Origin of the sequence: Nostoc sp. NMS2, assembly GCF_017115105.1 — a bacterium.
Lineage (GTDB): Bacteria > Cyanobacteriota > Cyanobacteriia > Cyanobacteriales > Nostocaceae > Nostoc.
In genome coordinates, this window is the sequence record NZ_JABXKH010000162.1 from 24624 (window position 1) to 41641 (window position 17018).

Genomic DNA, 17018 nt, shown 5'->3' on the forward strand with positions numbered 1-17018 from the left:
CACTATTCTCTGATCTTTGTAAAGTTAACATCAAATTATTGGAATAATTGATTTACTCCTTGTGACAATTGCGCTGGGAACCTCTACCTGAGCAATGTTTAGCTGGAGCAAAACAAATTATACAAATTAAATGCGGAACAGCTTATTGGCGAAATCACTGCTACTGTACTTCATGAACCTGCAATCTGCTGTAAAACTGTGCGTTAGACTAAAGCCATAACACATCCTACTTAAATAGTCTCTAAGGGATTTTTAAGGTTAAATAATTACATTACAGGCGACAGGGAGCGATCGCCATTAGGGACTGACAAGAAATAAATTATCCAATCTTGTGGGGTGGGCCGAAAAGCCATTGGTGTCAAGTTAAGAAAAATAGAATCTTGTCAAGTGGTTAAAGCTCAATAGTTAAACTCAACACAAGGATGTTGATTTGAGCTATGCTCAATGATTTGTGTGCGGATGTCGCTGTCCCTTTGCAGCAGCCCTTAGAACGTATTTCGGTGGAAATGGTCTTTCGCAGTTTGTATTTTTTCCATCGCGCACTCTTGCACAATTCACAACTACAACTTATTCCTTGGTTGGTTGAGCATCAGCGTTCTATGGGGCTTGTCAAAGCTGTTCGCCCGCGACATCGACGCAACGCTGCAAGGTCGCTTGACATCTGGGCTGAAGCTTTAACTTGACACCTATGGCATCTTGCCCGTTCCTTGTATTTCTGGGCGGGCAGGATGCCCACCCCACAAGAATCATCCCTTAATTCATCGGAACCCTATATATGGCTGTGGCTACTAATAGCTAATTAAGTGCAATACGTCGCGTAAGACACTATAGCCAGCTAAATCCCAAAGCAAATAGGCAAGAAAACCAATTGCTGCCAACCGACCATTCCAGATTTCAGCTTGAGGAGTGAAACCAAACAAAAAAGCATTGCGATCTACACCGTTATAAGCTTTAGGAACAGTTGGTAAATCGGTAGAAGGACGATTTTCTCTAGATTCCATGATCTTTTCTCCAATATCCGGTAAATTTCAAAGATTCAATCTTTAGTAGCCAATTAAGTGAAGTACGTCGCGCAGGACGCTATAACCAGCTAAATCCCAAAGCAAATACGCGAGAAAACCAATTGCTGCCAAACGACCATTCCAAATTTCGGCTTGAGGAGTAAAGCCAAACAGAAAAGCATTGCGATCTACACCGTTGTATTCTGGTGCAACAGCTGGTAAATCAGTAGAAGACCGAGTTTCTTGAGTTGCCATTTGTTTCTCCAAAATTCCTTAGCTTTTTAGATGTTTAATTTCTAGTAGCCAATCAGATGTAAAACATCGCGCTGGACACTATAACAGAGTAAATTCCAAATCAAATTATTTTGTTGCAGCTATTGGCAAATCTCTAGAATAAAGAGTTGCCATCTTAGTGTCTTCAACAATTCATTTGTTAACTTTAATGTAGCTATTTATAACTAGATTGCTTTCTGCCTATAGGCACAACCTACAGGCAGTTCTTGTGAAAGATAATCACAACATATTGATGCACACAAATCCACCCTGAGAGGGTGATAATCATCTAATTATAAATAAATGTAAATTTCTAGTAATGAAACTATAACTTTAGCAAAATCAATCATTGTGATTAAGTGGTTAAAATTAAGAACTTAACAGCTAATAGTTAACCAAAATTTTAACTATTTTTACCGTTAGATAATAAAAGTTATATCTTTCGCTGGATAGAGTTTTCAGCCTTTGGAGAGATGCTTTAAAGAGTCAAATTCTACGATTCTGAACTAAAGAGTTAGGTATTGCCATAGATACAGACAAAAATACTAAGAGTTGCTTCTCAAGAAAATCTTAATTCCCCAATTTTAAACTTAGTAGAAGGAAATACAATGTTCCAAAGTACGGAAATCATGCTGGGACTCTACAAACCACTATTGTGGTTAGCACAAGCTCAAGTAGATCCCTCAAACATCACGCCAGCGCAGGCATCGGTTCTCACTTCTGGGCCACGCTTTTTTGTGGCTTTAATATCCGGCGTGATCCTAGCTTTTGCTTTCCAATTAGTTCTAACTAATCTCTCCCTTGCAGCCGGTATTTCCTATCTGGGGCACTCATCTGACTCGGATTCAGATTCTGGGGAAGTGGGAAGTTTGGGCGGCAGCATTCGCAAAATCGGCACAGCAGTCGGGATTTGGACGTTAGTCACTGTGACGATCGCTTTGTTAATTGCCTGTTTCCTGGCAGTAAAATTGAGCCTTGTAATCTTAGATCCCGGATTGGGAGCAATTCTCGGTTTGGTAATTTGGGGTGCTTACTTTTTACTCCTTGTTTGGGTCAGTTCCACTACTGTGGGTTCCTTAATTGGCTCAGTGGTCAATACAGCAACTTCGGGTTTTCAGGCGATTATGGGCACAGCGACAGCCGCACTAGGCGCGAAAGCTGTCAATAATCAAGTTATAGCCACAGCTGAAGCCGCCGCCGCCGCCGTCCGTCGGGAACTAGGAAGCGGCATCGACCCTGGAAGTATTCGAGAGAACATAGAAGATTATTTAGAGAAGCTACGTCCCCCAGAGTTGGATGTGTCGAAAATTCGGAGTGATTTTGAAAATTTACTCAACGATCCCCAATTAAAAGCGATCGCCGGGACTCCAGATATTCGCAACATTGATCGCCAAAAATTTATTGAGTTAGTCAGCAGCCGCACCGATCTTTCCAAAAAAGACGTTAGCCGCATTGCTGATACTTTATATAAAGTTTGGCAACAAGTAGTAAGTCAGCATTCACCCACCGAAGACCGGATGGGTGAATTAATGGATTATCTGAAATCACTTCCAGCAGGACAAGGTAAGACAGATGAACTCAACGCCAAGCTGGATCGATTATTAGCAGAAAAAGGTGGTTCCAAAGAATCTGAGCAAAAGGCAGCTTCTGGGCCAATTCAAAGTACAATCCAGCAAGGACTATCCGCCTTAACTGCTGTTGTGTTGGGACGGGCAGATTTATCTGATTTGGATGTGGAAAAAATCTTGGGTAGCCTTACCACTGCCAAAGATAAAGTCACCCAACAAGCAGATAAGCTAGGTTTGCCAACACCATCACAACCCTATAGCCCAATTCGATCTGATGTCGAAAACTATCTGCACAACACTTATGCTTGGCAACTAAGCCAGGAAAAAATCGCTCAAGAATTTCGTGATGTCATTTATGACCCAGCAGCTGACCCTGGAATAGTCCGCAGGGAACTAGAAAAATTATCACGTAACGATTTCGTCAAAATTCTCCAACAACGGGGACTGCTTACCCAAGCCCAAATTCAGCGCATTGCAAATCAGCTAGAAATTGTCCGCAAAGATGTGCTGGTGACAGTTACGGGTGTCGAAGAAAGAGAGATAGTCCAAGACTTGCAACGCGCAGTAGAAAGTTATCTGCTAGTTACCCCGAAAACAGATTTGACACCTGAAGGCATTGAGCAGAATTTTAAACCCCTGTTGCAAGACCCAGATGCAGATTATGAAACTCTGACATTGCGACTGGCGCACATTGAACGTCAAGAAATCCGGGAGATATTGCTGGAACGGAATGATGTGCAGCTATATGAAGTAGACGGTATTTTGGATGAATTGGAAAAACAACGCGATCGCGTCTTGGTAGAATCCAAAGGATTAGCTGAACAGGCACAATATCAAGCAGAAACCCTGTGGTTGAATGTAGAATCATATCTGCGTAACACCGGGAAATCAGAACTGAATCCTGATGCCATCCGCGCGGAGTTCAAAAAGCTATTAGAAGATCCTCAAGCTGGAATTACCTCAATTCGGGCGCGGTTGTCTCGCTTTGACCGCGATACCTTAGTGCAATTGTTGAGTCAGCGCCAAGATTTAAGTGAAGATCAAGTCAATCAAACCATCAATGCGGCTGAGGAGTCGTGGCATAGTATTCGCCACACACCCCAAGCTGTAGTGGATAAAGCCAAAGAGCAATACGACTCTGTTACTACCACGATCGCAGATTATCTGCGGAATACTGGGAAACAAGAACTGAATCCTGAGGGGATTCAGCGAGATTTAACCAAATTGTTTGAAAATCCCAAAGAGGGAGCCGTTGCACTACGTCGGCGGTTGTCGCAGCTAGACCGAGATACGCTGGTGAAATTGCTCAGTCAACGCCAAGATTTGAGCGAACAACAAGTCAATGAAATCATTGATTCCACACAAACTTCGATTCGTAACTTTGTCCGTGCGCCTCGTCGTTTAGCTACCCGCACACAGCAAAGAGCAGAAACATTCAAAGCTTATCTAGAAGAGTATCTGCGCCAAACTGGTAAAGAAGAACTCAATCCTGAAGGGATCAAACGCGACCTGCAACTACTATTGCACGATCCGCGAGTTGGGGTAGAAAGTTTTAGCGATCGCCTTTCCCATTTTGACCGTTCTACCATCATCGCCCTGCTGAAAATTCGGGAAGATATGTCTGATGAAGAAGCAGCGCGGATTGCCGATAACATTGTATCCGTCAGGGATCAATTTGTAGAACAAGTGCGGAATATCCAACGAGGCATTCAAGATGCAATTGATGGAGTTTTTGCCCGCATCCGCAACTATCTTAACTCCCTGGATCGCCCGGAACTCAATTACGATAGTATCAAACACGATGTCCGCACATTTTTTGACGATCCTCAAGCGGGATTTGATGCCCTGCGCGATCGCCTATCTTCTTTTGATCGTGATACCTTAGTGGCAATTATGAGTTCTCGTGAGGACATCTCTGAGGAAGATGCCAACCGGATCATCGACCAAATTGAACGGGCCCGCAACACAGTATTGCAACGTGCAGAACGCATACAACAAGAAGCCCAACGCCGTCTAGAACAGGTGAAGCATCAAGCACAGCGACAAGCTGAAGAAACCCGCAAAGCCGCAGCTACAGCAGCGTGGTGGCTGTTTGCCACCGCATCCGTCTCAGCCGTTTTCTCTGCATTAGGAGGAGCGCTGGCTGCAAGGCCGTAGTTTCACAAGTTTTCTCCGCTCACTTTTAAGCCTTCCGATATGGGAGGCTTTTCTATTTGTCATTTGTCCTTCAATACAGTTCAGTTAAGGCTGAAACTCTTTGCCAAAGTCAATTTTTTTAACGAACCGCCAAGGACGCCAAGGACGCAAAGAGAAGAAAGAAATGTTTAACTCAAGTGTATTGCTTCATCCTTTGTTAAAAACCAATGACCAATGACATAACAGCTTATGAAACGCCATACTTCTTAAACCAAGCCAAAAGACGTTTCCAACCTTCTTTAGCTTCTTTTTCGCGGTAGGAAGGGCGATAATCGGCAAAAAAAGCGTGGGGTGCATCGGGGTAGACGATGATTTCAGATTTGCTGCTGCTAGACTTTAAGCGATCGCGCATTTTTTCTACTGTATCAAGAGGAATACCCGTATCTTTGCCACCGTAGAGTCCGAGAACCGGGACTGTCAACGCCGACGCAATATCAATTGGATACTTGGGCTGAAGTTCGGTAGCATCGCCCACGAGTCGCCCATACCATGCTACACCTGCCTTTACCTTGGGATTGTGTGCCGCATACAACCAGGCAATGCGGCCACCCCAGCAGAAACCTGTAATGGCCAATTTATCGGCATTGCCTTTAGCTGATTTCACCGCCCATTTTACCGTCGCATCGAGATCGGATAACACTTGAGAATCTGGTACTTTGGCAACAATTGGGCGAATTTCGTCTATACTACTTAACTTAGTGACATCGCCTTGACGGATAAATAATTCCGGTGCGATCGCCAAGTATCCCAACTGAGCAAAGCGACGAGTAACATCTTGAATATGCTCGTGTACACCAAAGATTTCTTGGATTACCAAGACAATTGGGAAATTTTCACCAGTGGCGGGTGCTGCTCTGTAGGCAGGAATTTCGCCATCTTTGACAGGAATTTTCACCGCACCAGCTACCAACCCCTTAGCATTGGTAGTGGTAACTTGAGCAGAAATGGGTTGCACTGCCAAGGCAAAACCCGTCGCCAAGGTGCTTGTTGCGATAAATTTGCGGCGTGTTATTTCTTTCATCATCTCTACCTTAAATTGGCGGAAACTTTATTGTTGGTTATCAATAGAGTAGTACGACAACAAATATTACAATTTATCGATCAGTTTACCGTAATATTAGATTCGTTTGCTGTCCAAATGTTCTTTCGGCGTGGCTTTTGTCAGAGAAAAGCCGCCTGTATTGGCAAAGAAAGCCACTGGACTAAACATTTTTCTGTACTGAGTTCCCTTCTGGCTAGGTTCCCATATCTCAAATGCGCGGAAGGGTAGGTGTACAAATCCTACAATCCCAAAAAAGTGCTTCTATTCAAAGTACAGTAAGGCTTTCAACCCATTGATCGCGTAATCCTAATCCGCGCAATCTCTGAAATGCTTATCAAAACACGATTTCAGGCTTTAAATTTTCTGGCACTCTTTTCAAACGAATTCTGTAATGCTATGATTGCTCTTGAATCGCGCAACTGTACCTTGAAAACTAAATACAGCTTGGGTTTCAGGCTCCCGCTATTGCAATTCATCAAAATCCCTATTAGGGATTGAAACAAAAAATCTCTTTACCATAGCGTCCCAATTTTATTGCAATTCATCAAAATCCCTATTAGGGATTGAAACAGGGATGTCTGCGTTTGCTTGCAGACATCTTTAGATTGCAATTCATCAAAATCCCTATTAGGGATTGAAACTATCGCGCTGCTGATGGCGACCGTGAGTATTTTAAATTGCAATTCATCAAAATCCCTATTAGGGATTGAAACGGGATCTTAAAATTGAACCAAGAGTGAGTAGCAGAATATTGCAATTCATCAAAATCCCTATTAGGGATTGAAACCCTTTTAGTGCTCCTCCTGCTCCCTTGAGTAACAATTGCAATTCATCAAAATCCCTATTAGGGATTGAAACGCAGCTTCTCTTCTTCCTGGAGCAGAATATAATTACAATTGCAATTCATCAAAATCCCTATTAGGGATTGAAACTAATTAGTATTGTAGAAGACTTAGAGGAAACTGAAATTGCAATTCATCAAAATCCCTATTAGGGATTGAAACAAAACTGAAGAAGTGCTTAAATCCTCACCACCAGATTGCAATTCATCAAAATCCCTATTAGGGATTGAAACCTTTCTTTGTATCTCATGGAGAGATCAATAGCAAAGATTGCAATTCATCAAAATCCCTATTAGGGATTGAAACATTGAAGAAGTTAAAGTAGAGCCAAAAGTTGAAATTGCAATTCATCAAAATCCCTATTAGGGATTGAAACTCGGCATCGCACCCCACCGGGAATTCCCGCCGAAGATTGCAATTCATCAAAATCCCTATTAGGGATTGAAACTTAGAATCTTATCAAGCTGGAATATTCGAGCAATTGATTGCAATTCATCAAAATCCCTATTAGGGATTGAAACCAATCATCAGCATTTGCCATTGCATCCATTCCCCAATTGCAATTCATCAAAATCCCTATTAGGGATTGAAACATCCCAATCTTGCTTTGATAGCCCACAAGCAGGGAAATTGCAATTCATCAAAATCTTGCAGTTTATAGTGGGGACTTCAGTTCTGGCTACAAACTGCTTATTATAAGCGATTTGGCGGATATCAAATAATGCCTTCACCCACTACTATAGCGGTTCTCAGTTGAGTGCAATACAGACCTAACCCCCAGCCTCTTCCCTACAAGGGAAGGGGAGTAAGATTCAAAGCCTCTCTCCTCTTAGGAGAGAGGTTTGGAGAGAGGTCAAACTGTATTGCATCCAAACGAAAACCACTACTAATATCAAACATGAAGGTGAAAACAGTTGCTATGAGAATACTACTCAATGTCTTACTGTTCTAACATTTGAAAGAATCTGGTAAAGTAATCTGGAAAAGTTTTTGCTGTACAACCAGGATCATTAATTACAATTCCTGGAACCTTCAAGCCAGTGACAGCAAAAGCCATCGCCATTCGATGATCGTGATAGGTTTCAATTGCTGCTGGGGTAATGGGGCCAGGCTCAATCTTAAGTCTATCTGGAAATTCTTCAACCTTAACTCCTAGCCGACGCAACTCTGTGACAACAGCTTGAATCCGGTCGGTTTCCTTATATCGAATATGTTCCACGTTACGAATGGTAATCGGTGAACTGGCAAAGGGCGCGATCGCAGCTAATGTTTGCACCAAATCTGATATATCATTCATATCAATGTCGATGCCTTGCAATTGCTTCGGCCCCGTCACTTCGGTGTAATCATCTGCATCCTTAATTTGGCAACCCATCTGTTCTAAAACATTCAGCCACAGAATATCACCCTGACACGATTGTTTGGTCAAATGTTTGACGCGCACCCGTCCCCCCGTGACGGCGGCGGCAGCAAAAAAGTAAGAAGCATTTGACGCATCTGGTTCTACTGTATAATGTCGAGCTTGGTAACGTTGACCCGCTTTAATTTGAAATTGATTATCGCCGATTTGATTCACCTCAACGCCAAAATCTGCCATCAAACGACAGGTCATTTTGACGTAAGATTGAGAAACTAATGTCCCCTCAACCTCAATACTCGTATCTTGTTGAGCATAAGGCGCAATCATCAGCAATGCCGAAAGTTGCTGACTTGTTTGGTTAGCTTTTAAACGAAAATTTCCGCCAGCGAATCCTTGGCTATAGATGGTGTACGGCATAAAGCCGGAGTTTCCCTCAAAGTTAACGGTTGCTCCACCCGTTTGCAGCACCGTCAGCATATCACCCATCGGTCGTTCTCGCATTCGGGGAACGCCATCTAGACGATATTCACCGTTACCCAGTGCCACCAACGCCGAGATAAACCGTGCTGCTGTACCTGCCAAACCCACAAATAAATCTGCCTGTTTAGCTGGAATATCACCTCCTCTTCCTGCCACTTGGATTAGTGCCTGATGAGGATTCAAAGTAATGGGAATACCTAATTGCTCAACGCATTTGACAAAATACTCGCTGTCTTCACTAAATAAGGCATTTTCTAAAATGGAGTCACCTTGTGCCAAAGCAGCGACAAGCAACGCCCGATTGGTAAGACTTTTAGAACCGGGAATTTCTACCGTGGCATCCACTGGCCGACTTAGAGCAGGAATTGCAATGGTATCCACGTTAAACCTCTACGTAGGCGGTTAGCTACAACTTTATATATTCTCATATTGTGACCAAAAGGGGGAGTGAGGGGGATGTGGTTCGACTTCGCTCACCAACCGGGAGATGAGGGAGAGGCAGAGGGGCAGGGGGAAGGGTGCAGAGGAGAAAGATGTAATTTTGTATTCTCTCCCTTGCCCCCTGCTCCCCTGCTTCTTCTCCATGCCCAATTCCCAATTCCCAATAGTTCGTAGTTGAGTGAAAAATTTGATCTTGCTTTTGGGAATACTTATACAGTGGGAGGACAGATTTTAATTTCTGAAAATACCTGTTAAAGATGCCAATATTGACCTCCCAATTGCTGGACAACTACAAATAGAACTCAAAGGGATGAGACACCCTGTGACAATTTGTGAAATTCGTGGCATTGGCGGTAAATATAATTTATTCTTGCCTCAAGATGATGAAGAAATAATCATTCTCAATCAAGAAGTACCTGTGAAATACACCATTTCACAGGGAAAATATGCAGTGGGCAAAGTATTTCTGGGAGCATTGATTAGCCTCTCGCAAAAAGGGGCGCAATTGCGATCGTTAGATTCTTTAGAAATATTGAGTAATCTCAAACTCAAGCTATTGATTGAAGCAGAACTGGCTACAGAAGAAGAACATATCTATGCCAAGGTGATCCAACAGTCTAATGTTGACGAGCATCTTTTTCTGCTTCGGTTTACAGCCGTTCCGCCAAGAGCGATGTCTGACGACAAGCCGCTAGGTGTCTACGCAATTCTCAATGCACTCCGTCAACCTGAGTCAGGTTAGGGCATCAATATTGAAATGGTAATGAAGGGAGGTGTATGTAAATAAAGCCAACTAAAAAAGTAGGTAGTTCAGATTTTTTTAAAACAGTAACAATTGTTGCTGATGCAACCAAGCGATCGCGGTAAGATTTTGGACTTAAGCCCGATCCAACTCCAATAACTCCTTAATAATTCGTAATTTTTAATTTATGCTATGGAGCAACTAAGTTGAGTTATGGAGACAAAAATATGATTTTTTCTAAAACTGAAATTCAATTACATCCAAAGGACAAATGACGAACATAAACAACTTTCAAAGACTTGTAGAACTTGCAAATGAATATGGGATTATTTGCCAGCCAACACCAGAAGAATGCTTAATTGCATCCTTGCCTGGAGATGAAGATTTTCTATTAGCTTTTACTTGGTCTGGTACAGTTGAGGGAGAGCCGCCAGAGCATGAATTAATCGCAATTAGTGTACAGGATATAGTTAAAGAAGTTACTGTTGCAGCTTGGCAGATTCCTATTTATTTATTCGGAAACGTTTTAAGACAAGCTCAGATGCTAGTCGCTGCTCACAAAGATTTTTTTAGCTAGCAGACAAGCCCCAATACATTAAGAGACTATTTATAAAGTAAATCTTAAGTAGTGTCGTGGCAAGTCTAAAATAGTGCATTAGACGTAGGTTGGGTGGAGCGGAGCGCAACCCAACATATATCAGAATGTTGATCCCACAGGCGTTTTACCCCACACGCCAGATGCTCCACTACAGCGCAACTCTTGGAGACGCTTTGCGTTAAGCGAAGCTATGCCGTTCGCGCAGCGTCTCTAAGAGTTGGCTTTACGCGCATCCTGCGGCGGGGAAGACCCCTGTTCCCGCACTGGCTCCCCTTAATCCCCTCCCCGTGAACGGGGAGGGGAGATTTTGTCGCTAGACAAAAGCGGGGTGGGGTTCCGACGACTTAATTGGTAATTGAGTAGGCTTAATATAACGTCATTGCGAGGGTTTCACGTTAAGTTGACACCAATGGCAACATGAGCGCCCGTAGCCCAAGTAATTACGCTGATTTTTCTACTCGCAAACCAAAGTAGGTTAAAACAAGCTCAGTTGAGCCACTATTGACAACTTTATGTACTTCCCCCACTTCTATCGCTACGCAATTTCCCGGAAGCAAAGGGTATTCTGTACCATCAATATGAATTACTCCTGAACCAGCTTCCACAAAGAATACTTCGCACATATCTTGATGCGCGTGTGCTGGTGCGGTTTGTCCAGGAGCAAAACGTGCTTGAGAAAAGTTAGTTAGGTGAGGTAAATCGCCGAAGCGTAGCATCACCGAAGAAGCAGAGGGGAAGGGAGCAGGGAGCGGGGGGAGCAAGCCCAACACTCTGCGCGGAATGAAGGGGGGAGCATGGGTACGAAGCCCAGCCCTTCCAGGGCGCTTTGACGCAAGCCGCGAGTCCAAGCTCCGTCTCAGTCTCTCAAGAACAGCCCCCTGCCCCCTGCTCCCCTGCCTCTTTTGACCTTTTTCTTGATTTCGGGATTGTGAGAGACAGATTCTTCTGGTAAGTCTTTCAGAGAATTGGTAATCATTCAGGTCTTAAATCGTTAGATAATTCCACAATACCCCTAGAGCCATCAATCCTTACCCGTTGACCATCTTGCAAAAGCCATGTAGCACCCCGAACATCCATTACAGCAGGAATACCATATTCCCGAGCCACGATCGCACCGTGAGAAAGCCGTCCACCAACTTCGGCAATTAATCCTCCAGCCCTTAATAACAAAGGGGCCCAGCCGGAATCTGTGTAAGGCACTACCAGAATCGTATCTCGGTCAATCTCTGGCACGTCTTGTAAATTTCGCAACACCTTTACCCTGCCTTCAGCTTGTCCGTGACTAGCTCCAATCCCTTGTAAAGTTTGGTCAGAGTAGAGTGCTGAGGGAGCTAAAGGGTGGGGAGGTGTATTGCCGTAAACTAAAAGTGACACTTGAATGATCTCACTATCTTGGACGAATTGCGATCGCTTCGATTCCACTAACTTATCTAACTTCTCAATTAACCTAAAATCTTCACCCACAACTAAACGCCGCACTTCATCAAAGTTGAGAAAAAAGATATCTCCTGCGTTCTGGAGTAAGCCTGACTTTAACCAAATCTTCTCTAAAGCGACAAAACTCCAACGCAATTCAGCTAACAACCGGGAATAAACTTCGGTAACTCGCCCTTTAATATCCACACGCCGTTGGACAAAAGAACGTTTGCGCTTTCCAGCAAAGATACTATTAATCGCGTCTTTAGCGCCCGATCGTGGTTCGTTCCCCTGCATTAACTGCACAAACATCTGCTTAATCATCTGGGGATTCTCCCGCCAAGTGGAAACGGAGATATCAGTTCCCACTTCACTTAAATAGCCGTAATCCTGAAGCAATTCATCAAATTGTTGGAGGATTTTTTCTCCCTCTGGGGTTTGCTTTAACTGCTCAAATACCTGCTGTGGCTCAAACTCAAGCAATATTTGCTTGGCATCTGTAGCTATTGCACTGAGCGATCGCAATGCCGCCACCTCTGGAGTCACGCTATTATCAATTTGGCCATCCTTTACCCGAAAAATCGCCTGCCGCAGGGCAGCACTTAAGGGAGCTAAAATGCTGTAATATGTCCCGTGGCGCAGCAACTCCAGAATAAAGTCAATTCTGATTAGCAACTTGGCTGGTTCTAAATTATCTACATTTTCTTGCGCCAATTGCGACAACCCAGGAATAAACCGTTGGTGATAATCCTGTTTGAAGTCTTTTTCTAAACTTAATTCCCGCTTCAGCAACCTCCCTAGCCCTGGCAAATTCTCCCAGGTTGATTGCAAGGACGGTTTACTTAATTTCGCTCCTCTGGTTAAAAATTCCAGACTTTCCGGCGGCAATCCCATGCGGATAAAGATATTTCCTAAGAGGGATGCGTTAAAATATGCTCTGGAATAGTGTAAAGTTGCCGTTTCATTAAAATCTAATCCCAAAGCGCGTTCGCCCAAAACTAGAGTAAAAAATTCTCCCCAAACTCCACAAGTTAAGGGACGATTAATTGACCATGTTAAGGGGTGAATGACTCCAGGAATCACTTCAGCAGCGATTTTGCGTGTCCAAATTGGTAGTAGAGTGGTGATTGGTCGAGATTGTAATACCCAAAGCGTTTGACCGTCGTAACTCCATTCAATATCTTGAGGAGTGCCATGATAGCGTTTTTCGAGTCGGTAAGCTAAATATGCAACTTGTTTGATTAATGCTTGCGGGACTCGTCCTTCACCCTCTAATTGCACAGAGGAAGATTTTTTTGTTTCAACGACAAAAGCGCGATATTGTTCTGGTGTGACTTTTCCCGAAACGATTTGCGTCGGGCTGCCGGGAAGGGCTTCAATGATGATTGCATCACCTTGCTGAGTTATGGGATCGCGGCTGAAAGCAACGCCAGAATAGACACTTTGGACTTGTTGTTGAATTAACACAGCCATTGCTGTATCATTTGAGCCGCGATCGCGCCGATATTGGACAGCAGATGGATGATTGTAAGAAGCTTGAACTTGAGCGATCGCTTGCTGTAATGCTTCTGGGCTAGTAACATTTAAAACTGTTTCATACTGCCCAGCCGCAGAAGCCTGTTCTGAGTCTTCGCCAATGGCAGAGGAACGCACCACCAAGGGAGATAATTCTGATGGTTGGAGAAATTCTGTCAACACTTTCGGATCGTCGATTGGGGCTAGTACCCATCCTTTCGGGACTGGATAGCCCCAGCGTTTAATTTGGGATAATGTAGCCGCCTTTTCTCCGACAATGGCAGCATCCAATTCTTCATCTAAAGAAATCATCGCGCGTTGGCGTAGCCCGTCGTAGACATCGCCCCGTAAAAATTCCAACATCGCTTGCGATTCTGTTTGCGCCTCTTGAACTGGTAGGTTCATATCATCAGGAATTTTTGTATAGATCCATCCCATTAAACCAGCTAAAACTACAGCAGCAAGCATTCTGGGGATATCGCTAATATGCAAAATTGCCACAAACAGAGGGAAGAGAAGCAAAACCCCAAACTTGACAACCTTTTTTGATTGCAGAATTGTAAAGCTAATACCTGCAAAGAAAGATACAAATATTGCCACAAATGGATCGTGTACGACAAATCCCCAGACGACATTTGTCGTACCTGCTCCTCTGCCTATCCAGTATCTACCAATTACCAGAGCGATAAGGGCTATCAATTCCCAAAACGATCCTTCTGGGAAGAAAACGCGGCTAAGGAAAACTGCTGCAACTCCTTTAAAAGCTTCTGACAAGACTGCCAGAATTCCGACAAACTTACCGCCGTGATAAAAGGCAGCTGATACACTAACGTTTCGTGTGCCAACTTGTGATAATTTCTTACCCGTAAGCGCGTAAGCGATCCATGCAATCAGGGGTAATCCGCCCAATAGGGGGCAGATAATTAAAAGAACTAAGACACCCCAAGGTTCAAACATTCTGGATTTTGGATTTTAGATTTAAATTTTCCATCTAAAACCTCAAATCTAAAATCTAAAGTTTTTCTGAAATTTTTGATGGTAATTAGGGCGCTTTTAATAGAAAGAATTCAGGAGTCAGGAGTCAGAATTCAGAATGGATTCGAGTATGGCTAGTACCGCAGGGCGTAATTCGTAATTCGTAATTCGTAATTCGTAATTCGTAATTACTGTACCGTAAGGGTTTCATTGATTTGGAATGGGTGGTTTATTTACGCCGCGCTGTACTAGGGGTTTAAAACATCAAAATCATAGATTTTAGAGGTCTACGATTAGGTAGTGGTTTGAATCCCCAAAAGAAAAGCATTCTGGATTCTGGATTCTGGATTCTGGATTCTGGATTCTTCTTCAATGACTACTTACAGAATGGACACTTGGCTACGACGGAACCCGTTTAAGACAAGTGTCCTTTTAGACTACTAATGGTTTTAGTTTAGCGCATAGGCAGCTTGCAGCGCCCAGATGATGAGAGCAGCGATCGATCCCAGAAGCAACACGGTAGAGATAGTGACTACTTTTGGGGAATCTGCACCCTCAAATTTCATAATTCCTCGATTTAAGTCGGACATAGCTTTGTAATCCTCTCTTGTTGGAGCATGAAACATTTGTCCGTTTTGATTGTAGTCCCTCTATTTACGGATGATGTTAAATTCCTAATATTATTTTGTTTAAGCCTCGCAATTTTTCCAACCCCACAATTACTTATTTCTTGAGAGGTATCAGTCTTATTTATCAATGGTGGGGAGTGGGGAGATGTGGTTCGACTTCGCTCACCAACCGGGGGATGTGGTTCGACTTCGCTCACCAACCGGGGGATGAGGGAGAGGCAGAGGGGCAGGGGGCAGAGGAGAAAGATGTAATTTTGTATTCTCTCCCTTGCCCCCTGCTTCCCTGCTCCCCTGCTTCTTCTCCATGCCCAATGCCCAATTCCCAATTCCCAATATCGCCCAATATGTACTAAAATCAATGACTTGAGTCACAAAGAGAGCAATCATGGCATCCATCCGCGAGTTGCACCAACAGCTGGTTAACAAAGAACGTTCTGCCGTCGAAATTACCCAAGAAGCTTTAGAGCGCATTCAAGCGTTAGAGCCGAAATTGCACAGCTTTTTATGTGTTACCGCAGAACGGGCATTAGAGCAGGCCAGTACTGTGGATGCCAAAATTGCTGCCGGAGAAGAAATCGGGCTACTAGCAGGCATTCCTGTTGGGATTAAGGACAATTTATGTACTAAGGGAATTCCTACCACTTGCGCCTCCCGAATTCTAGAGAATTTTGTGCCACCTTATGAATCAACGGCGACGCAAAAACTGGCAGATGCTGGGGCGGTAATGGTAGGCAAAACCAACTTAGATGAGTTTGCAATGGGTAGTTCCACAGAAAACTCTGCCTACCAAGTCACGGCTAATCCTTGGGATTTGTCACGAGTTCCAGGTGGTTCTTCGGGGGGTTCTGCGGCGGCGGTGTCGTCCCAAGAATGTGTAGTTGCTCTCGGTTCTGATACTGGTGGCTCAATTCGGCAACCTGCATCTTTCTGCGGTGTGGTGGGGATGAAACCAACTTATGGTTTGGTTTCCCGTTATGGTTTAGTGGCTTACGCTTCGTCTTTGGATCAAATTGGGCCATTTGCAAACACAGTGGAAGATGCGGCAATATTATTAAGTGCGATCGCAGGTCACGATCCCAAAGACTCTACCAGCCTCAAAGTTGCCATTCCTAACTACGCCGCTAGCTTAAAACCAGACTTCAAACCCAGAGGTCAGCTAAGAATTGGAATCATTAAAGAAACTTTTGGTGAAGGTTTAGACTCTGTAGTGGAACAAGCTGTTACCAAAGCAGTAGATGTATTACAAAGTTTGGGAGCAGAGATTCATGTAATTTCCTGTCCCCGCTTTCGTTATGGCTTACCCACCTACTACATTATCGCCCCATCCGAAGCGTCAGCAAACTTGGCTCGTTACGATGGCGTTAAATATGGCTACCGCGCTCCTGATGCCGATAATCTACTATCGATGTACACTCGCACCCGTGCCACTGGTTTTGGTACAGAAGTCAAACGCCGAATTATGATCGGCACTTACGCACTTTCGGCTGGCTATTACGATGCTTATTACCTGAAAGCGCAAAAAGTCCGTACCCTAATTAAGGAAGACTTTGAAAAGGCTTTTCGCGTGGTTGATGTCTTAGTTTGTCCCACATCTCCGACTACAGCATTTAAAGCAGGGGAAAAAACTACTGACCCCTTGAGTATGTATTTAACTGACTTGATGACTATTCCTGTAAATCTTGCTGGTTTACCTAGTTTAAGTTTGCCATGCGGTTTTGACGAGGGGGGTTTACCAATAGGATTACAGCTAATTGGCAATGTACTGCGAGAAGACCAATTGTTTCAGGTAGCCCACGCTTATGAACAATCTACTACTTGGCATCTGCGTAAACCGCAAATATCTTGAATTTGTCATTTGTCATTTGTCATTGGGAATTGGGCATGAAGAAGAAGCAGGGGAGCAGGGGAGCAGGGGGCAAGGGAGAGAATACAAAATTACA

General features: G+C 43.8%; 12 protein-coding genes and 1 CRISPR repeat array. Of the genes, 5 read left to right on the forward strand and 7 right to left on the reverse strand.

Annotated elements, in window-relative coordinates; genetic code table 11:
* Positions 1 to 437 precede the first annotated feature (437 nt).
* Positions 438 to 683, forward strand: coding sequence for a hypothetical protein (locus HWQ36_RS29685; protein ID WP_292709522.1), 246 nt, complete (start codon positions 438 to 440; stop codon positions 681 to 683).
* 105 nt (positions 684 to 788) lie between these two features.
* Here HWQ36_RS29685 and HWQ36_RS29690 read toward each other — a convergent pair whose 3' ends face one another.
* Entirely contained in the window at positions 789 to 1001 is a 213-nt protein-coding gene (locus tag HWQ36_RS29690; protein ID WP_292709523.1) for a high light inducible protein, read from the reverse strand.
* Between the two features lie 42 nt (positions 1002 to 1043).
* Entirely contained in the window at positions 1044 to 1256 is a 213-nt protein-coding gene (locus tag HWQ36_RS29695) for a high light inducible protein (RefSeq protein ID WP_292709524.1), read from the reverse strand.
* A 626-nt stretch (positions 1257 to 1882) separates the two neighbouring features.
* Between HWQ36_RS29695 and HWQ36_RS29700 the strand changes: the two genes are divergently transcribed.
* Positions 1883 to 4999 (forward strand): MFS transporter, encoded by a 3117-nt coding sequence (locus tag HWQ36_RS29700; RefSeq protein WP_292709525.1) that lies wholly within the window; start codon positions 1883 to 1885, stop codon positions 4997 to 4999.
* Between the two features lie 226 nt (positions 5000 to 5225).
* Here HWQ36_RS29700 and HWQ36_RS29705 read toward each other — a convergent pair whose 3' ends face one another.
* Positions 5226 to 6059: a dienelactone hydrolase family protein gene (locus tag HWQ36_RS29705; RefSeq protein WP_292709531.1), complete on the reverse strand. Its 834-nt coding sequence runs from the start codon at positions 6057 to 6059 to the stop codon at positions 5226 to 5228.
* A gap of 485 nt (positions 6060 to 6544) precedes the next feature.
* A CRISPR array of direct repeats spans positions 6545 to 7588; the repeat unit is 37 nt; unit sequence ATTGCAATTCATCAAAATCCCTATTAGGGATTGAAAC.
* Positions 7589 to 7862: 274 nt separating this feature from the next.
* A complete protein-coding gene (gene aroA / locus HWQ36_RS29710; protein ID WP_292709526.1) occupies positions 7863 to 9143 on the reverse strand; it encodes a 3-phosphoshikimate 1-carboxyvinyltransferase in 1281 nt (426 codons plus the stop codon).
* 382 nt (positions 9144 to 9525) lie between these two features.
* Here aroA and HWQ36_RS29715 point away from each other — a divergent pair, with 382 nt between their 5' ends.
* Both HWQ36_RS29715 and HWQ36_RS29720 read left to right on the forward strand, forming a co-directional pair.
* A complete protein-coding gene (locus HWQ36_RS29715) occupies positions 9526 to 9945 on the forward strand; it encodes a hypothetical protein (RefSeq protein ID WP_292709527.1) in 420 nt (139 codons plus the stop codon).
* Between the two features lie 271 nt (positions 9946 to 10216).
* Positions 10217 to 10522 (forward strand): hypothetical protein, encoded by a 306-nt coding sequence (locus HWQ36_RS29720; RefSeq protein WP_292709528.1) that lies wholly within the window; start codon positions 10217 to 10219, stop codon positions 10520 to 10522.
* 461 nt (positions 10523 to 10983) lie between these two features.
* On the opposite strand, the gene HWQ36_RS29725 is transcribed toward HWQ36_RS29720, so the two are convergent.
* From HWQ36_RS29725 to HWQ36_RS29735, 3 genes are all read right to left on the reverse strand, one after another.
* A complete protein-coding gene (locus HWQ36_RS29725; RefSeq protein ID WP_292709532.1) occupies positions 10984 to 11259 on the reverse strand; it encodes a cupin domain-containing protein in 276 nt (91 codons plus the stop codon).
* 256 nt (positions 11260 to 11515) lie between these two features.
* Positions 11516 to 14431, reverse strand: a complete 2916-nt coding sequence (locus HWQ36_RS29730; RefSeq protein ID WP_292709529.1) for a glycerol-3-phosphate acyltransferase — start codon at positions 14429 to 14431, stop codon at positions 11516 to 11518.
* Between the two features lie 467 nt (positions 14432 to 14898).
* Positions 14899 to 15075 (reverse strand): hypothetical protein, encoded by a 177-nt coding sequence (locus HWQ36_RS29735; RefSeq protein ID WP_159402606.1) that lies wholly within the window; start codon positions 15073 to 15075, stop codon positions 14899 to 14901.
* A gap of 388 nt (positions 15076 to 15463) precedes the next feature.
* Between HWQ36_RS29735 and gatA the strand changes: the two genes are divergently transcribed.
* On the forward strand, positions 15464 to 16924 hold the full coding sequence (gene gatA / locus HWQ36_RS29740; RefSeq protein ID WP_292709530.1) for an Asp-tRNA(Asn)/Glu-tRNA(Gln) amidotransferase subunit GatA: 1461 nt from the start codon (positions 15464 to 15466) through the stop codon (positions 16922 to 16924).
* Positions 16925 to 17018: the final 94 nt, after the last annotated feature.